The following is a 16,105-nucleotide window of genomic DNA, read 5'->3' on the forward strand; positions in this document are numbered from 1 at the left end:
GCGTCCTATATTAATAGACCAGTCAACTAGTAACTGGGTAAATTCTGAAAAACAAAAGTGTTAGCTTCAGAATCATTGGATTATGGGGTTGGTTGTAGAATCAGTTCGATACTTTCTAGCGCACAGGTCAGCGGAGCAACCGATCGTTTCACTTTAGCCCGCAGTGAAGCGCCGAGCCACAAGGCATACAGTGTTTCAGCGGTTGCCGCCGGTGAGAGCGTAATGCGCAGCGAGCCCTCAGCAATACCGGCTTCAATGGCATCTTGCAACCGACCAATCACACGGGCAGTGCCGATATCCAATGCATGACGCATAGGTTCGGATAAGTCACTTACCTCTGCTGATAGTTTAACCGCCAGACAAGCATTGTGGCATTCACTGCCACAATAGTTAGCAATAGCTTGAGCAAAATAGTGCAACAAATGGTGGCGCATATCACCTTGTGAATGGGTGAGCAGGCTTTCCATTTCAGCGTCGTAACGATCAAAATAACGCTGTAGCATCGCTTCACCAAAAACTTCTTTAGAACGGAAATAGTGATAAAACGAGCCTTTCGGTATGCCTGCCGTGGTCAGTAACAGGCTGAGACCCATACCATTAAAGCCAAGACGCAGGCTAAGGCTCTCACCGGTTGCTAACAGATGTTCACGGGTGTCTATGTGTGTGTGCTGTATTTTGTTCATGTCGCAGAGCGTAATAGACCAATCGGTCTAGGTCAAGAAAAAAATGCCAGCGGAGGGAAACACTGGCATCAAGCTCACTATCAGGTATTAACTCTTTACGGACTTTTTTGACTAATTCTTTCGCCCTGAGTTCGGCATTTCTGTAGTAAATCTAGTTCTGATTGGTATTCAGTGGTTTGAATATTCATCATGCCCAATAAGGTATGAAACAGATTATCTTGTGATATTTCATCATGTTGTGCGCTGGAGGATAAGCACTGACGGTCAATGCCATAGTTTTTTGTATATTCAGGTGATAGCCACATTAGAAATGGTATATGTGTCTGCTGACTTGGGGCGAACATATAAGGGGTACCGTGCAAATACATGCCATTTTCGCCTAATGATTCACCGTGATCAGAGAGATAGACCAGCGCAGTGTTAAAGTTATTATTGTGTTGTTGCAATAACTTAATGGTGTTACCCAACATCGCATCGGTATAAAGAATAGAGTTATCGTAGGTGTTTACCAATTCCTGTGGGGTGCAATCCTGAATTTGGTTGCTATCACAGGTAGGGGAAAACTGGCGAATTTCTGGGGTTGAACGGCGATAATAAGCCGGCCCGTGGCTGCCCATTTGGTGTAAGACAATGACACCGTCACCTTGTAGCCCATTAATATAATTATCTAATTTATACAGTAATGCGTTATCTAAACAGACCCCGTTCTCGCAATCGGTGGTGAGCTGCAATTGGGTAACATCCTGATGTGGGATGCGATCGCAGGCACCTTTACAACCCCCGTCATTTTCGCGCCATAAGACATTCAAGCCAGCGTGGGCAAGAATATCCATTAAGCCCTCCTGATGACTGGCGAGGGTGGCATCATAATTTTTGCGCGCCATATTCGAGAACATACAAGGTACCGACACCGCAGTTTCAGTCCCGCAGGATGATGCTTTGCTGAAATAGGTAACATCTTGTTTTTTCAGGTTCGGGTTGGTTTCTCGCTCATAACCGCCCAAGGAGAAATTCTCTGCACGGGCAGTTTCACCGACCACGAGAATGACCAGCGTTTTCTTTTGTTGCCCACTAATCAATGGGCCTTTATGGGCATCTTCACCGAGTGTTACCAGTGGCAGATTACGGGTGAAATATTTGTGTTTAGTGAATTGAAAACTGCCACTGACAAAGTTGGATGGAGTTAACATTTTAACGATGTTTTTATTATTACGAATCAACGATGCATAATCTTTATAAAACAGGGCAGCAACCAACAGAATAATCACTGCTGATATCAAAATATTTGCTGCGCGCAGCCCCAACATATACCACCATGGGCGGCTGACCCGAATACGGGCAAAGCAGACCAGGGTCGCAGGAATAATACCTGCCACCAGTAGCCATAGGGCCATACGGGGAGTGAAAAGAGCGGCCGCCTCTTGTGAGTTGGTTTCAAAGGCATTTTGCATCATATTGGCGTCAATGACGGCACCATAACTAAACATAAAATAGTTTGCCGCCGCGCTGCCCAACAGCAATAGAATAATGATTGGCTTATGCAGAAAGGGCACAGCTAACAGGCTAAATATAATGTTCAGTGCACAAAATATCACCACCGGAATTGTCGCGGCGAAGAAGTAACTGTCACTGCTGTCAAAATGGATCAGCGACCAGGCTTTCGCAATAAACAGTGCGTTATGACCCAGAGTGAAAAAGAGTGCACTGGCCAGGATAAAACTCAGGCTGTTACACCGTAACTTATATCGAACATTCATTGTGAAAATGGAATCCTACAGTTCACTAATTACCTGAATGGTATCGAATGAAACTTAAGATAACCTTAGCGGTTAAGGGCCGCGCCTCGGCGCTGATAGCGGATTTTTACAACCGTAAACAAATTGGACTTGCCAGCCGCGGTGAAGCAGTCTTCAATTAAGGTATCAGCCGCAGGAGGCAGCGTGTCTCAGCAACTTGAGTTTTTCGACATTCCCAGTCCGTGCCGTGGCATCTGCCAATCAGATGACCGTGGCTTTTGTCGTGGCTGCCTGCGTAGCAGGGATGAGCGCTTTAATTGGATGAAAATGAGTGACCCGCAGAAACGGGATGTATTGCGTTTATGCCGCCAACGCCTACTGCGCTTGCAGCGTGGTAACAAACAAGTCGATGAGCCGTTACCAGAACAACCTTCCTTATTCTAATTCGCGCTTAATCGGTCTTAAACTTTACCATTTCTGGCTATTTTACCGCTAAGCCCCCGTTTGACCTTTAATTGATGGTTCAGGGAGGATTTAACCTTACCGCCGGTTGTGTATGCTTATAGGTAGATAAACAGATGAGGTAGCTAATAATGGATACACGTAGCCAACTGGCTCCGCTTGGACCTGAATTTTCACGTATGATTTGCGGTTATTGGCGGCTGATGGAATGGGGCATGACGCCTGAGCAGTTGTTGGTTTTTATCGAGCAACACATTGAGTTGGGTATTACTACGGCGGATCATGCTGATATTTACGGCGGTTATCAGTGTGAACAAGCATTTGGCCAAGCCTTACGGCTTAAACCGTCCTTGCGTGACCAACTGGAGCTGGTGAGTAAATGTGGCATTGCCACCACGGCTAAACCGGAACATGCGTTGGGGCACTACATTACGGATAGTTCACATATCATTGCAAGTGCTGAGCAATCATTGGCCCATTTGCACACTGATTATCTTGATTTACTGCTGATTCACCGCCCGGACCCGTTGATGGATGCCGATGAGGTGGCAGAAGCCTTCACCCAACTGCACAAAAGCGGCAAAGTAAAACATTTCGGTGTGTCAAACTTTACCCCTGCGCAATTCAATTTACTGCAATCACGCCTGCCATTCTCGCTGGTAACGAATCAGGTAGAGATTTCCCCGCTACATCAGCCTGCTATTGTGGATGGTACGCTCGATGCTTGCCAGCAACTGCGTATCAAACCTATGGCATGGTCTTGTCTTGGTGGCGGTAGGTTGTTCAGCGACCCGGAGTACCAGGCATTACGTGATGAGTTACAGGCGGTAGCTGACGAAATCGGTGCAGCAAGCATTGAGCAAGTGGTTTATGCCTGGGTGCTACGTTTGCCGTCAGCGCCGCTGCCGATTATTGGTTCTGGCAAGATAGAGCGGGTTAAAGCCGCATGGGCATCACTCTCCTTGACGATGACGCGCCAGCAGTGGTTCCGCATTCGTCGTGCTGCACTGGGTTATGACGTGCCTTAAGCTTCTTTTCTGCGCCAGTAAGCTTCAGGCTGGCGCAGTTTTGCTTTCCTCAGCAGGAGGGGCCAGTTGCAGTTGTGTCAGTGAGCAATATAATCGCCAAATCAGCCCCGCCAGTTCCCGCCCAGAGGCATCGGGGTATTGAGCCAAAATAGCACTCATTCGTTGTAACTCCTGCAATGTTGCGAGTAACGAACTGGGTTGCACACCTTTTTCGGTCATACACCCCTTCAGGCAGTGAATACAAACGTCCCGTACTGCTGACAAGGGTGCAGAGGTGGTTTGCCAATCCCGTAATTGCCAGACCACATGGCTACAATTGAGCAATACCATCCCCCAACGCAGCAGCCACAGGCGAGCTGACTGATCTTTACTGAGATTGAGTTGGTTAATTCGATGGTAAATCAGTGATTCGAATTGATTCTGGCTCTGTTGTGGATGGCTACTGATTTGATCAATGAAATCGCGGCGGAGCATCCGAATGATACGTCGACTTTTGCGTTTATCAGAACTGGGGCGCAATAGCTGAAAAGCAACACCAGCTAACATTACGCCGACTAATTTACCAATATTATCATTAAGGAACTCTTGATAATCATAGCTCGGCGGGTTGGTTACACTTAGGAAAGAACCCATAAAGACAATCAATTGTCCCCACAATGAAGCATAGGCCGGATGCTGTAGTTTCATCATCTGCATGGTGATTAAAATGGGGAACAGTACGGCAGCAAATTGCCAGAAATCATCAATCTGTACCATCACACCAAACTTAAGAATAAAACAGCCGATAGAAAGCAGAACAATGGCTTTCAATAGTGTAGCAATACTGTCGGTTGGCGACGGGGTTGCGGAGTAGAGCACGCAACTTACCGCGGCCAATGCCAGTGCAGCACTGCCCGAACTCCACTGCGTATTTATCCAAAATGCACAACCAATAACAATACACACGAAGGTTCGCAGCCCATTATAGGCGGCCTCATAGGTATCGGTATGGCGAGCCAGCGCGGTTACTGGTGGCGGTTGTGGCAGGTCGCTGGCAGATTCTTTATCCAACTGTGTCAGCCAACGATTCACTTGCAAATATAACCAACAAAAATGCTGTAATCGTAACCAGAAGGCGCGGTGTCGATAGTCGAACTCATCATGCGGGGCGATTTGTTGCAGTATTTTGGCCAATTGATATTTATCGCAATCGGGTCGCTGTAGTGTTTGTAGCAACTGTGACAGAACTGGTGTCAGGTTCTCCGGTGGCGTTGGCCAGTTAAGCAACATGCGTCGTAAACTGGTAATTACACTGGTTATACGTAATTGACGATGCAAAATAAAATTCAAGACGTTATTTTGCCGCCGCAAGCGGTAATGGCTCCAAAAGGCCTGGATCCGCAGTACATTCATGGTCAGGATCTGGCCAATTACCCCTTCATGTGAGGCACGTAGCTGGGGGTTATGATCGGTTTGCCACAATAACTCGGCATGTTCCAGTAAGCGAGATTGCATGCGGCGCAGTGAGGTCAGTAATGCTTCGCCGTCGGAGGTGCTCGGCATCAGCATCATCATCAGGCCACCACAAAGAATACCGGTAATTACTTCACACACTCGGGCTTGCGCGATATCAAAAATTTGCTGGGTGCCAGCGGTGTTGACCGTAGAAAAGGCAATAATCGCGGTGGTATAACCGGCTAACGCAAACGCATAAGAAACATTATTTTGATAGTGATTGGAGACAAAAGTACAAAGGGCAATCCAGGCTGCAATGGCAAAGGTAAACAGCCAGGGGTCATTTAGGCAATGGCCGGCAATTACCACGGATGCGGCCGCCCCCAGTAAGCTGCCGATGATGCGACCAATACTCTTGCTGATGACCCCGCCGACGGTGGGGAAACTCACCACCGCAGCGGAGGTCATTGCCCAGTAAGGCTCATCTAAATTCAGCGCAAAGGCAATCCACAGTGATAAGCACATTGCCAATGAATTACGCAATGCGTAACGCCACTGACCGGTATTGGCTTTACCCCATGGGGTCTGGTGCCACAGGGGGAAGGAGATACGCATCGTTTAGTCAACCAGTGAAATAGTGCAGGTGGTGCCGGCAATAAGGGTGACATCGGCTGGGACATCCAGCAGTTTGATTCTTACCGGAACCCGTTGGGCCAGCCGTACCCAAGGAACATTAGGTTTTACATCTACCAATAAGTCCCCGCTGCTATCAACACTTTGGTCATAAATAGCACGACCAATACTTTCGACTACGCCGCGTAAAGGAATGTTGCCATTATACAAAACAATCTTGGCTTTATTACCTTCTCTAATATGTTTCAACTTGGTTTCTTCGAAATAGCCCATCACATAGAATGAATTGGTATCGATTAGCGCGACTAATGGTATGCCGGCGGTAGCATAGTTACCCACCCGTGTTTGCAAGTTGGTTATATAACCATCGGTCGGCGCATAAATACGGGTTTTGCTGAGATTCCATTTCGCTTGTTCGACATTCGCCACTGCGCCCTGATAGGCCGCTTTCATGCTATCGGCGGTTAAGTTGGCAATGTCGAGATCTTCACCAGAAATGATATTTTTCGGTAAATTTCGCCGACGTTCTGCTTCATGATTCGCTTTAGCCAGGTCAGCTTGCGCCTTCACTAAAGCGGCTTGTGCGTTATCCAGTGCCAGTTGGTAGGGTTGTGGGTCAATCACAAATAATAAGCTACCCGAGCTTACCAACTGGTTATCATGAGCTACTATTTTAACCAGCCGGCCCGACACTTCCGGGGTGATGCTGACCAATTCAGCCCGGACTTTACCATCGCGAGTCCAGGGTGATTGCATGTAGTAGTTCCACATCCACCAACCCGCACAAAGTGCGAGAGCGAAGACAATGACAGAGGAGAAATATTTAAGAGACTGATGATTCATATCAATTTACCAACTGGCTAATATCCATAAAGAAACGCTGACCGCAATGACAAAAATTGACAGATCCATTAATATTGGATGCCAGATGTCACCAGAGTAGATCCAATTCCGTAGGACATGATGGATCAATAGCCAAAACACCAAACCTAGCATAACCGCCTTAAACATCGGCGGGAAATAGATTGAGGCACCTATAACCAAGTCTGTAAGAGGTGCGTTTATGGGTAACACTGATACATACATAAGGTTAATCCTTAATAGGTATTTTTAGCTAAAACATCATTTTTTCTAAAGGATTCGCCGTATTTATTGCTATTACCCTAGCATCGACGGTATATATACATTTGTGTTTTTAATGTTAATTACCCAAAATAGACGGGACTCTGGGAGTTATGCTAGCACGCTAATTAAAAGGAGGGGCAATTGGAATCGACATTAGGATCTGATTTAGCACGATTAGTTCGCGCTTGGCGCGCGCTTATCGACCATCGGTTGAAGCCGCTGGAGTTAACTCAAACGCATTGGGTTACCTTGCATAACATTAATCGTTTACCGCCTGAACAGTCACAAATTCAACTGGCAAAAGCGATTGGTATCGAACAACCATCATTGGTTAGAACCTTAGATCAACTGGAGGAGAAAGGTTTAATCACACGGCATACCTGCGCAAATGATCGCCGTGCGAAGAGGATAAAACTGACGGAGCAGTCTTCACCGATAATCGATACGGTTGATGGAGTCATATGTTCCACCCGTAAAGAAATTCTTGGGGGGATTTCAACAGATGAGATTGAATTGCTATCTGGTCTGATTAATAAGCTTGAGAGCAATATTAACCAATTACAAAGCAAGTAATAATAAAGATTTACGACTCTATTCACAGCAGAAAGAAATATTTTAGTAAAACAAGCCAGAGTTCATTACGAACTCTGGCTTTTACCTGAAGACAGTAATAGCAGAGTTATTAGCGTGGGCTAACGGTAACGGTGCTACCACTGCTCGCTAGCATCACGCGCTGACCGACGCTAAAGCGAGTTGGGCCTTGTTTTTGCACCACCAGAATGGTTGTGCCGTCATCTTTACGGACTTCAAGTTGCACGCCGTCGGTGCGGTTCATTGCGCCCTGAACACCTTGCCCTGCCATACCACCCGCAACAGCACCTGCTGCAGTTGCCAGGCTACGACCAGTACCACCACCAACAGTATTGCCAAGGAAACCACCCAAGACTGCACCGCCAATGGCACCCATAACATTGTTTTCATCGCCACCCTGAATAGTGACTGGGCGTACGGATAGTAGGGTACCGTAAGTCACAGTTTGTACTTGTCGGGCTTCGGATGCGCTGAAGACATCACCGGACAGGGTGCTATTATTGGCACAACCGGTCAGAGTAACCGCAGCGATAGCAACGGCGATTAGTGGCTTGATCATAAAAACTCCTATTAAAAATGCACAACCGTATTACGGTTCAGTATGCCAGGGATATCCAAATCCAGTCTATTGATGGCCCAGTATTTGCGCAGGGCCGATATTTGCACAAAGTATGGCTTACCCAAATGTTTATTTCACTACTTACTTATTTTAACTTTCTGCTTAATTTTTCGACCACCATCGATGGGTACGCAGCTTAGCGGTTTATACTTCAACGAATATTAAACGGCAGTTTAACTTTCTTAAAGTAAGAAATATCACTGCGATAAATGAAAATGTCAGTAAGAGTGACTTTTATGTGACCTTTCCTACAAATAAAAAGTAGCGTTTAGGACAGGCTCCTATAGCGGTATACACTTTAAAAAGTATATCTTTTCAGGGTGTTAATTTTATTATTCTGACTTGGCTTGTGGAAAGTCTTATTGCTATTTTGTCCCTGAATGAGGGAATAAGGTCATTGCTATGAAATCAGGCCGTTTTATTGGAGTGATGTCAGGAACCAGTTTGGATGGGATTGATGTGGTGTTAGCTGCTATTGATGAGCGTATGGTGGCCCAGCAGGCCAGCTATAGTCATCCAATGCCGCTACAGCTGAAAAAAGATATCCTCGGCATGTGTCAGGGCCAGTCTACGACCTTGTCCGCAGTGGGTAAGCTTGATGCCCAACTGGGTATCTTGTTTGCGCAAGCGGTGCAGGGCTTACTAGCAAAAGAAGGCCTTAGCGCACAGGACATTACCGCCATTGGCTGTCATGGGCAAACGGTGTGGCATGAACCGCTTGGTGAACCGGCGTTTACAATACAATTAGGTGATAATAATCGTATTGCTGCGTTGACAAACATTGCTACTGTTGGGGATTTTCGCCGCCGTGATATGGCTTATGGCGGGCAAGGTGCACCTTTGGTACCCGCTTTCCACCATGCGTTACTAGCCCATGCCACCGAGCGGCGCATGATACTGAACATTGGCGGTATTGCTAATTTATCTATGCTATTACCCGATTTGCCGGTGCGGGGGTTTGATACCGGGCCTGGCAATATGTTGATGGATGCCTGGATCTGGCGTAATCGTGCCTTACCCTATGATAAAGATGCGTGCTGGGCACTGTCGGGGCAAGTTAATCAACCGCTGCTTGAGCTGATGTTCAGTGATCCCTATTTTGCCAAGCCTGCTCCAAAAAGTACCGGGCGTGAATATTTCAATGCCGGGTGGTTGGATAAGCAATTGGCGAAGGTGCCGGGGCTGAAACCGGAAGATATTCAAGCAACGTTGGCAGAGTTAACCGCGCTATCAATCGCCGAACAGGTGCAGTTGGCGGGAGGCTGTGAGCGGCTGTTGGTGTGTGGCGGCGGGGCGCGTAACCCGTTGCTGATGTCACGGATGTCAACCTTGTTACCGGGGACGGAGGTGTGCGTAACTGACAATTTTGGTGTGAGTGGCGACGATATGGAGGCTCTGGCGTTCGCCTGGCTGGCATTTCGGACCTTGTCCGGTAAATCGGGTAATTTGCCCTCGGTGACCGGAGCCAGTTGCGAAACCATTTTAGGAGCAGTCTATCCTGTATCGTCACGCTGAGGGTGTTAAGCTGCCATAGGGTACGGTGCCTTATTCCATCAACGAGGACGACATAATGAAACACTTATTTGTTGCAACTTCAGTATTTGGCGTAACAGCAGTATTGATGTTGGCAGGATGCAGTCTGGTTCAACCTAAAAGTGAAACGTTGCATTATCAGTGTGGCACAACCCGGCTGACCGTTGCTCAGGACAACCGCCAAGATAAAGTCAATTTGGTGTTAGATGGTGAACAGTTGACCTTACCTCAGGTGCGTGCAGCTTCCGGTACTAAATATAGCAACGGCCACTATAGCTTCTGGTCGAAAGGAAATAGTGCTTTTGTTGAGCGTGATGGAAAAGTCATTATCAATGACTGTGTTTTGATCAAGTAATCAGGCCGTTGTCTGCTCTGAGTGATTGTGATTCTTGCTCTGCAAGGGCAGAATAATAGTCACTGCTTTCCTGCGCGTTACAGAGCTTATATGACTGACAAGAATGAATTTGATGTTGCAGATTTACGTCGTGAATATATTCGCGGCGGTTTGCGTCGCAGTGATTTAACCGAAAACCCACTGGACTTATTTGAACGTTGGTTAAAACAGGCCTGTGAAGCGCGTTTGCCTGATCCAACAGCTATGTGTGTGGCTACGGTAGCTGCCGATGGTCAACCTTATCAGCGCATCGTGCTGCTGAAGCATTATGATGATCAGGGTATGGTGTTCTATACCAATTTGGGCAGCCGCAAAGCGCAGCAACTGGCTGAAAATCCACATATTAGTCTGTTGTTCCCTTGGCATATGTTAGACCGGCAAGTCATCTTCCTCGGTACCGCAGAACGGCTTTCAACCCTTGAAGTGCTGAAGTACTTCAGTTCCCGCCCGAAAGATAGCCAGATTGGTGCCTGGGTTTCCCAACAATCATCACGTATTTCTGCTCGTGGTGTATTGGAAAGTAAGTTCCTCGAGTTAAAGCAAAAATTCCAGCATGGTGACGTGCCATTGCCCAGTTTTTGGGGCGGGTTCCGCGTTAAGTTTGACTCTGTGGAGTTTTGGCAGGGCGGTGAGCATCGCTTGCATGACCGTTTTATTTATCAACGGCAAGCAGATGCATGGAAAATTGACCGTTTAGCCCCTTGAGAACGATGAAATAATTGTGGTTAAGCCTAGCGCTCGTGTGACGGGCGCTTTATTCTATACCCTTCGTACTTGAAGCCGCAGGGGGTTTTTACGTTCGTTACTCGGCCCACCCCTGAGTCTCGCCTCTGCGAGGCCACGGCAAGCAAATTTGTCACTCTAATCGCTTATTTCTTATTTGAGTAAGCCCAGTGGGATTTATTTGCTTGCTGCCTGGCTGCAACGCCAAGTTTTTTGGGTATAAATCCTCTTTTCCTGGTAAAAGATAATTTTTGTAAAAGACAATTTTTTGTGAAAAACAATGGAGTCGTTGATGACCAGCAGCAACCTGATTAAACAATTGCAAGAGCGGGGCCTCGTTGCCCAGGTTACGGATGAAGACGCGTTAGCAGAGAGACTGGCGCAAGGGCCAATTTCACTGTATTGCGGTTTCGATCCTACCGCAGACAGCTTGCATTTGGGTCATCTGGTTCCGTTGTTGTGCCTAAAGCGTTTCCAACTGGCTGGGCATCGTCCCGTGGCGCTGGTCGGTGGCGCTACCGGTATGATTGGTGATCCAAGTTTCAAGGCTAGCGAACGCAAACTGAATACGGAAGATACGGTTAACGAATGGGTGGAGAAAATCCGCCGTCAGGTTTCGCCATTCCTGGATTTTGATTGCGGTGAAAACAGTGCTATTGCGGCCAATAACTACGATTGGTTTGGTGGCATGAATGTGCTGACCTTCCTGCGTGATATTGGCAAGCACTTCTCTGTTAATCAGATGATCAATAAGGAAGCGGTTAAGCAACGCCTGAATCGCGATGACAGTGGGATTTCGTTTACTGAGTTTTCCTATAACCTGTTACAAGCTTATGATTTCGCTTGCCTGAATAAAGCTCACGGTGTGGCGCTGCAAATCGGCGGCTCTGATCAGTGGGGTAATATTACCTCTGGTATTGATTTGACGCGTCGCCTCCATCAGCAGCAAGTTTATGGCCTGACCGTGCCATTAATTACTAAAGCTGACGGCACTAAATTTGGTAAAACCGAAGGTGGTGCGGTATGGCTTGATCCGAAGAAGACCAGTCCTTACAAATTCTACCAGTTCTGGATTAACACCGCAGATGCCGATGTTTATCGTTTCCTGAAGTTCTTTACTTTCATGAGTATGGAAGAAATTAACGCGCTGGAAGAAGAAGATAAAAACAGCGGCAAAGCGCCACGTGCGCAGTATGTTCTGGCCGAAAATGTCACCGGTATGGTCCATGGTGCAGAAGGCCTTGCTGCCGCCAAACGTATTACCGCGAGCTTATTCTCCGGTGATTTAAATGAGCTGACCGAAGCCGACTTCGCTCAGTTAGCACAAGATGGCATGCCGACAATTGAACTGAGCCGCGATGCTGATTTACAACAGGCATTGGTTAATGCTGAGTTGGTCCCTTCTCGTGGGCAGGCGCGTACTATGATTGGTTCTAATGCTGTCGCCATTAATGGTGAAAAGCAGGCAGACCCAGAATACATCTTTACCGATGCTGATCGTCTGTTTGGGCGCTATACCTTATTGCGTCGTGGCAAAAAACATTATTGCCTGATTAGCTGGCTATAAGAATGAAATAAGATAAGGGGCTGAAATGCCCCTTATTTTTTGGCTAATGTTTTGTTAGCTGATGTTTTATTCCAGTCAGCGCTGTATTACAAAGTGGGCATGGGTGCCCTTAACTTTAGGCCGTTCCAATGAAAAATATACTTTCGATTCAGTCTCACGTTGTTTTTGGCCATGCGGGTAATAGTGCTGCTGAATTTCCTATGCGCCGAATGGGGGTCAATGTTTGGCCGCTGAATACCGTCCAGTTTTCCAACCATACGCAATATGGTCACTGGACCGGTTGTGTGATGCCCGCCAGCCATTTGACTGAGATAGTACAAGGCATTGCCGATATTGATCGGCTGAAAGATTGTGATGCGGTATTAAGTGGTTATATCGGTTCACCCGAGCAGGGCGATCATATTCTGGCTGCGGTTGCACGCGTAAAACAAGCCAATCCGAATGCCTGGTATTTTTGTGATCCGGTCATGGGGCATCCAGAGAAGGGCTGTATCGTCGCGCCAGGGGTGGCAGAGTTCTTCTGTAAAGAGGCCTTGCCTGCCAGCGATATCATTGCACCGAACCTGCTTGAACTGGAGCAACTTAGTGGTGTGCGGGTTGAAAGTGTCGAACAGGCCGTTAAGGTTGCTCGTGATCTCTGCGCCCAAGGGCCAAAAGTTGTGTTAGTTAAGCACCTAAGCCGCGCCGGTTATCATGCTGACTGCTTTGAAATGTTATTAGTCACGGCCGATGAGGCATGGCATATCAGCCGTCCGCTGGTGGACTTTGGTGCCCGCCAACCGGTCGGTGTGGGTGATTTGACCAGTGGTTTATTGCTGGTGAACTTGCTGAAAGGTGAAGCACTGGATAAGGCACTGGAGCATGTTACTGCCGCTGTATATGAAGTGATGCTGAAAACTCAGGAGATGGGTGAGTATGAACTTCAGGTTGTCGCCGCTCAGGATGGAATTGTTAATCCCGTCAGTAAATTCTCTGCCATCAAGTTATAATCCCAGCTATACAGTGCCCCTTAATGGAGGGGCACTCTAATTAATCAAAGGACTTATTTCTTAACGTCTTCTGCGGCTAATGCGGCTTTAACGGCTGGGCGTTCTGCTACACGGCCCATATATTTATCCAAATTACTGCGCTGGGTAATATCAAGTTTCAGCGCACTCGCCCAACGAGTGACAGTAAATAAATAGGCGTCAGCCACGCTGAATTTTTTGCCTAACAGATAATCGTGTTGTGCTAATACGCTGTCTACATAACTGAATTGTTTATTCAGCCGCTCACGTGCGATCGTTTTATAGTCATCTGGTGTTTTCGGGTTAAACAGTGGGCTGAAACCTTTATGTAATTCAGTCGCAATGAAGTTTAGCCACTCAATGGCATGATAGCGGGAAAGGGTCCCTGATGGGGCAATCAGGTGGCGGTCTGGCACCATATCTGCCAGATATTGCACGATAGCAACACCCTCAGTGAGCAGGCTGCCATCATCCAGTACCAAGGCGGGTACCTGTCCTTTTGGACTGATGCTTAAATAGTCTTCACCCGTTTCAGTTATTTTGGCCGCCAGATCGACACTCTCAATACTAAAATCTAACCCTGCTTCACGTAATACAATATGTGGAGACAGAGAGCAGGCACCGGGTTTATAGAACAATTTCATCACAAACTCCTTAATCGATCACTGAAAGAAAAAAGCTTCCTTAATCCTAAGGCAGGCGGGGGAAAAATGCTGCTAGCGGTGTAATATAATTATGCGGGAAATAAAATTAGTCGCAGAAATAAAGTGTTGTCCTACAGCAGTGAGTATCCACCGCTGTAGGTAATCCCTGTCTGTTATTATCAGGCAGTGGAAATCAGTTACCGTGGTGGGCGAGTGCTGATCGATGCGGACCAGCTAAAAGTGGTGGTACTTGGTGCGGTTTTTTTGGTTTTTCTTTCTACGCGGGTTAACTTGGCGACTTGTTCCCGAGCGTTCATGATTTTATCTATTGCTTCTTCTCTTACTTTATTCTGTTCTGAATTGGTTAAAGCCCTTCCTAAATTTATTCTGGCTCTATCGAGTTGCGTTTTGACGTCACGTTGCTCACTTTCGGTCATTTCTTTTAATGTTAGCCTTTTCATTTTTTTCGCCTTGTTTGCATCAGTCTTACTCAGTGTACAACCTTATCCTGCGTGTGGATGTAAGAGATTGCGATCTGGGCGACATTAATCACCATAAAAGCCTGATATTAGCCCCAGTCAAAGCTAATAAAGCGAGAACCAACGGAGTAACAGCCACCGCTCTCTGTAAATGTTATCAGGAGCGGTGTTAACGAAGGGAAGGTTTGGAGGTCATAATAGCCGTGAACCGTAACCCCACAGCAATACAGTCAGACCAAGGAGTAACTCTAATACCAGCACGCCGATAGCAAATGTGGAACCGGAGAAGATAAAACCTTCTTGTCGGTCTATATTCAGGAAGGTGGGGATGCCCAAATACATCAGGTAGCCTGCATAGCAGAGTGCAATGATGCCAACCAATAAGCACAACCAGATAATCGGGTAGAGGGCAACCACGCCACCTAAAAACATGGGCGTTGCAGCATAACCGGCGAATAAGGTACAGCTTTGCCAACTAGGCCGGCTCTCATAGCGGCGGGCCATCCAATAAATCACTCGTCCCATGAGAGCTACCGCCGCCAAAATCAAAACATAGAAAATAATGGCAAAATAGAGTGCGGTAAGGGGAGCCAGTTTTATTATCTGACCATCACCAAAGTTCCAGCCCACTTGTGTGGTGCCGATAAACGCGCAAATCACGGGAATGGCAGCCATTAAAAGGACGTGATGGGCATACAGGTGGCGGACACTTTCCCCCTCGCGTTTAATTTGCTGCAATTCCTGACTAGGACGGGTCAGAAGCCCCCATACATGGTTTATCATAAATCACCTCCTTGCCGGTTATTGACCGCAAATAACAGACGGGTTTCATTCTGATATCGCTCAAAATGGAGTTAACGCTGTGCGGTCTGTTATCAGTATAGTTTATTTTTTGCGCACAAATAATGTGATGAAGTTATCATTGATAAGGCGAGTGATATTCATCATCTCAGTAAATGTTTAGGATGAATCAGTGAATTAATCAGGTATTTTAATCAGGAGCCGTTTATGGGTATTCAGGGAAATGATAGTCGAATTGACAACATAGAGTTTGCCGTCGGTGATATTGCTCGCTCGAAGGATTTCTATGGCAAGGTATTCAATTGGCGCTTTACTGACTATGGCCCAGGATATTGTGAGTTTACCGATGGCCGACTGACCGGTGGCTTCACCACCCTGAGTGACGTTCAGCCCAACGGTGGGCCGTTAATCATTCTGTATGCTGATGATCTTGAACAGACGCAAAAACGGTTGGAAGAAGCGGGAGCCTCTATTGTGCTGGCGATATTTACTTTCCCCGGCGGGCGTCGTTTCCACTTTACCGACCCGGATGGCTATCAGTTGGCGGTATGGTCTGACAAATAAGTATTGAATTTAGGACTTATTCTCGCCAAACGACAGGCTGTCTGAGTTTTACGTGGGAGTTGGCAGGATAAAGTGCTTAGCA

At 47.0% G+C, this 16,105-nt stretch carries 18 protein-coding genes; 9 read left to right on the forward strand and 9 right to left on the reverse strand.

Translation table 11 applies throughout. The features are described from left to right. Positions 1-80: 80 nt before the first annotated feature. On the reverse strand, positions 81-683 hold the full coding sequence (locus V1953_RS09505) for a TetR/AcrR family transcriptional regulator (RefSeq protein ID WP_083158741.1): 603 nt from the start codon (positions 681-683) through the stop codon (positions 81-83). A 95-nt stretch (positions 684-778) separates the two neighbouring features. Further along, a complete protein-coding gene (gene eptA / locus V1953_RS09510) occupies positions 779-2,440 on the reverse strand; it encodes a phosphoethanolamine transferase EptA (protein WP_442820864.1) in 1,662 nt (553 codons plus the stop codon). A 183-nt stretch (positions 2,441-2,623) separates the two neighbouring features. Between eptA and V1953_RS09515 the strand changes: the two genes are divergently transcribed. Further along, on the forward strand, positions 2,624-2,863 hold the full coding sequence (locus V1953_RS09515) for a DUF1289 domain-containing protein (protein ID WP_420073296.1): 240 nt from the start codon (positions 2,624-2,626) through the stop codon (positions 2,861-2,863). A 149-nt stretch (positions 2,864-3,012) separates the two neighbouring features. Continuing rightward, positions 3,013-3,909 (forward strand): aldo/keto reductase, encoded by an 897-nt coding sequence (locus V1953_RS09520; protein WP_083158744.1) that lies wholly within the window; start codon positions 3,013-3,015, stop codon positions 3,907-3,909. Positions 3,910-3,933: 24 nt separating this feature from the next. On the opposite strand, the gene V1953_RS09525 is transcribed toward V1953_RS09520, so the two are convergent. The 3 genes from V1953_RS09525 to V1953_RS09535 are packed head-to-tail and all read right to left on the reverse strand — an operon-like array spanning position 3,934 to position 7,062. Next, positions 3,934-5,958 (reverse strand): FUSC family protein, encoded by a 2,025-nt coding sequence (locus V1953_RS09525; protein ID WP_420073295.1) that lies wholly within the window; start codon positions 5,956-5,958, stop codon positions 3,934-3,936. Between the two features lie 3 nt (positions 5,959-5,961). Further along, positions 5,962-6,819: an efflux RND transporter periplasmic adaptor subunit gene (locus V1953_RS09530; protein WP_083158746.1), complete on the reverse strand. Its 858-nt coding sequence runs from the start codon at positions 6,817-6,819 to the stop codon at positions 5,962-5,964. Positions 6,820-6,825: 6 nt separating this feature from the next. Next, positions 6,826-7,062, reverse strand: coding sequence for a DUF1656 domain-containing protein (locus tag V1953_RS09535; RefSeq protein ID WP_083158747.1), 237 nt, complete (start codon positions 7,060-7,062; stop codon positions 6,826-6,828). A gap of 180 nt (positions 7,063-7,242) precedes the next feature. Here V1953_RS09535 and slyA point away from each other — a divergent pair, with 180 nt between their 5' ends. After that, positions 7,243-7,674, forward strand: coding sequence for a transcriptional regulator SlyA (gene slyA, locus V1953_RS09540; RefSeq protein ID WP_083158748.1), 432 nt, complete (start codon positions 7,243-7,245; stop codon positions 7,672-7,674). Between the two features lie 109 nt (positions 7,675-7,783). Here slyA and V1953_RS09545 read toward each other — a convergent pair whose 3' ends face one another. Then, positions 7,784-8,251, reverse strand: a complete 468-nt coding sequence (locus tag V1953_RS09545) for a glycine zipper 2TM domain-containing protein (RefSeq protein WP_083158749.1) — start codon at positions 8,249-8,251, stop codon at positions 7,784-7,786. A gap of 462 nt (positions 8,252-8,713) precedes the next feature. Between V1953_RS09545 and anmK the strand changes: the two genes are divergently transcribed. The 5 genes from anmK to pdxY all read left to right on the forward strand — a co-directional run bounded on the left by anmK (position 8,714) and on the right by pdxY (position 13,517). Continuing rightward, on the forward strand, positions 8,714-9,826 hold the full coding sequence (gene anmK / locus V1953_RS09550) for an anhydro-N-acetylmuramic acid kinase (protein WP_083158750.1): 1,113 nt from the start codon (positions 8,714-8,716) through the stop codon (positions 9,824-9,826). A gap of 55 nt (positions 9,827-9,881) precedes the next feature. After that, positions 9,882-10,199 (forward strand): MliC family protein, encoded by a 318-nt coding sequence (locus tag V1953_RS09555; RefSeq protein WP_083158751.1) that lies wholly within the window; start codon positions 9,882-9,884, stop codon positions 10,197-10,199. Between the two features lie 90 nt (positions 10,200-10,289). Further along, positions 10,290-10,943 (forward strand): pyridoxamine 5'-phosphate oxidase, encoded by a 654-nt coding sequence (gene pdxH, locus V1953_RS09560; RefSeq protein WP_372559107.1) that lies wholly within the window; start codon positions 10,290-10,292, stop codon positions 10,941-10,943. Positions 10,944-11,253: 310 nt separating this feature from the next. Continuing rightward, entirely contained in the window at positions 11,254-12,528 is a 1,275-nt protein-coding gene (tyrS, locus tag V1953_RS09565; protein WP_372569225.1) for a tyrosine--tRNA ligase, read from the forward strand. Positions 12,529-12,656: 128 nt separating this feature from the next. After that, the gene (gene pdxY / locus V1953_RS09570) at positions 12,657-13,517 is read left to right on the forward strand and encodes a pyridoxal kinase PdxY (protein ID WP_083158754.1); all 861 of its coding nucleotides are present in this window, start codon (positions 12,657-12,659) and stop codon (positions 13,515-13,517) included. A 53-nt stretch (positions 13,518-13,570) separates the two neighbouring features. On the opposite strand, the gene gstA is transcribed toward pdxY, so the two are convergent. From gstA to V1953_RS09585, 3 genes are all read right to left on the reverse strand, one after another. Next, on the reverse strand, positions 13,571-14,179 hold the full coding sequence (gene gstA, locus V1953_RS09575; protein WP_372569224.1) for a glutathione transferase GstA: 609 nt from the start codon (positions 14,177-14,179) through the stop codon (positions 13,571-13,573). 197 nt (positions 14,180-14,376) lie between these two features. Beyond that, a complete protein-coding gene (locus V1953_RS09580; RefSeq protein WP_005184457.1) occupies positions 14,377-14,640 on the reverse strand; it encodes a DUF3811 domain-containing protein in 264 nt (87 codons plus the stop codon). Between the two features lie 210 nt (positions 14,641-14,850). Further along, positions 14,851-15,441: a Yip1 family protein gene (locus V1953_RS09585; protein ID WP_083158756.1), complete on the reverse strand. Its 591-nt coding sequence runs from the start codon at positions 15,439-15,441 to the stop codon at positions 14,851-14,853. 225 nt (positions 15,442-15,666) lie between these two features. On the opposite strand from V1953_RS09585, the gene V1953_RS09590 reads away from it, so the two are divergent. After that, positions 15,667-16,023: a VOC family protein gene (locus V1953_RS09590; RefSeq protein ID WP_083158757.1), complete on the forward strand. Its 357-nt coding sequence runs from the start codon at positions 15,667-15,669 to the stop codon at positions 16,021-16,023. The last annotated feature ends 82 nt before the right edge of the window (positions 16,024-16,105 follow it).

It is taken from the genome of Yersinia sp. 2541 StPb PI (assembly GCF_052217145.1).
In the GTDB taxonomy this organism is placed as follows: Bacteria; Pseudomonadota; Gammaproteobacteria; order Enterobacterales; family Enterobacteriaceae; genus Yersinia; species Yersinia enterocolitica_E.

Excerpts from the sequence above, each read along its gene's own strand:
- V1953_RS09555 (WP_083158751.1), top strand. The coding sequence starts at position 9,882 with ATGAAACACTTATTTGTTGCAACTTCAGTATTTGGCGTAACAGCAGTA.
- eptA (WP_442820864.1), bottom strand. The coding sequence starts at position 2,440 with ATGAATGTTCGATATAAGTTACGGTGTAACAGCCTGAGTTTTATCCTG.
- V1953_RS09545 (WP_083158749.1), bottom strand. The coding sequence starts at position 8,251 with ATGATCAAGCCACTAATCGCCGTTGCTATCGCTGCGGTTACTCTGACC.
- tyrS (WP_372569225.1), top strand. The coding sequence starts at position 11,254 with ATGACCAGCAGCAACCTGATTAAACAATTGCAAGAGCGGGGCCTCGTT.
- gstA (WP_372569224.1), bottom strand. The coding sequence starts at position 14,179 with ATGAAATTGTTCTATAAACCCGGTGCCTGCTCTCTGTCTCCACATATT.
- V1953_RS09535 (WP_083158747.1), bottom strand. The coding sequence starts at position 7,062 with ATGTATGTATCAGTGTTACCCATAAACGCACCTCTTACAGACTTGGTT.
- V1953_RS09580 (WP_005184457.1), bottom strand. The coding sequence starts at position 14,640 with ATGAAAAGGCTAACATTAAAAGAAATGACCGAAAGTGAGCAACGTGAC.
- V1953_RS09505 (WP_083158741.1), bottom strand. The coding sequence starts at position 683 with ATGAACAAAATACAGCACACACACATAGACACCCGTGAACATCTGTTA.
- anmK (WP_083158750.1), top strand. The coding sequence starts at position 8,714 with ATGAAATCAGGCCGTTTTATTGGAGTGATGTCAGGAACCAGTTTGGAT.
- V1953_RS09520 (WP_083158744.1), top strand. The coding sequence starts at position 3,013 with ATGGATACACGTAGCCAACTGGCTCCGCTTGGACCTGAATTTTCACGT.
- V1953_RS09525 (WP_420073295.1), bottom strand. The coding sequence starts at position 5,958 with ATGCGTATCTCCTTCCCCCTGTGGCACCAGACCCCATGGGGTAAAGCC.
- pdxY (WP_083158754.1), top strand. The coding sequence starts at position 12,657 with ATGAAAAATATACTTTCGATTCAGTCTCACGTTGTTTTTGGCCATGCG.
- V1953_RS09590 (WP_083158757.1), top strand. The coding sequence starts at position 15,667 with ATGGGTATTCAGGGAAATGATAGTCGAATTGACAACATAGAGTTTGCC.
- pdxH (WP_372559107.1), top strand. The coding sequence starts at position 10,290 with ATGACTGACAAGAATGAATTTGATGTTGCAGATTTACGTCGTGAATAT.
- V1953_RS09585 (WP_083158756.1), bottom strand. The coding sequence starts at position 15,441 with ATGATAAACCATGTATGGGGGCTTCTGACCCGTCCTAGTCAGGAATTG.
- V1953_RS09530 (WP_083158746.1), bottom strand. The coding sequence starts at position 6,819 with ATGAATCATCAGTCTCTTAAATATTTCTCCTCTGTCATTGTCTTCGCT.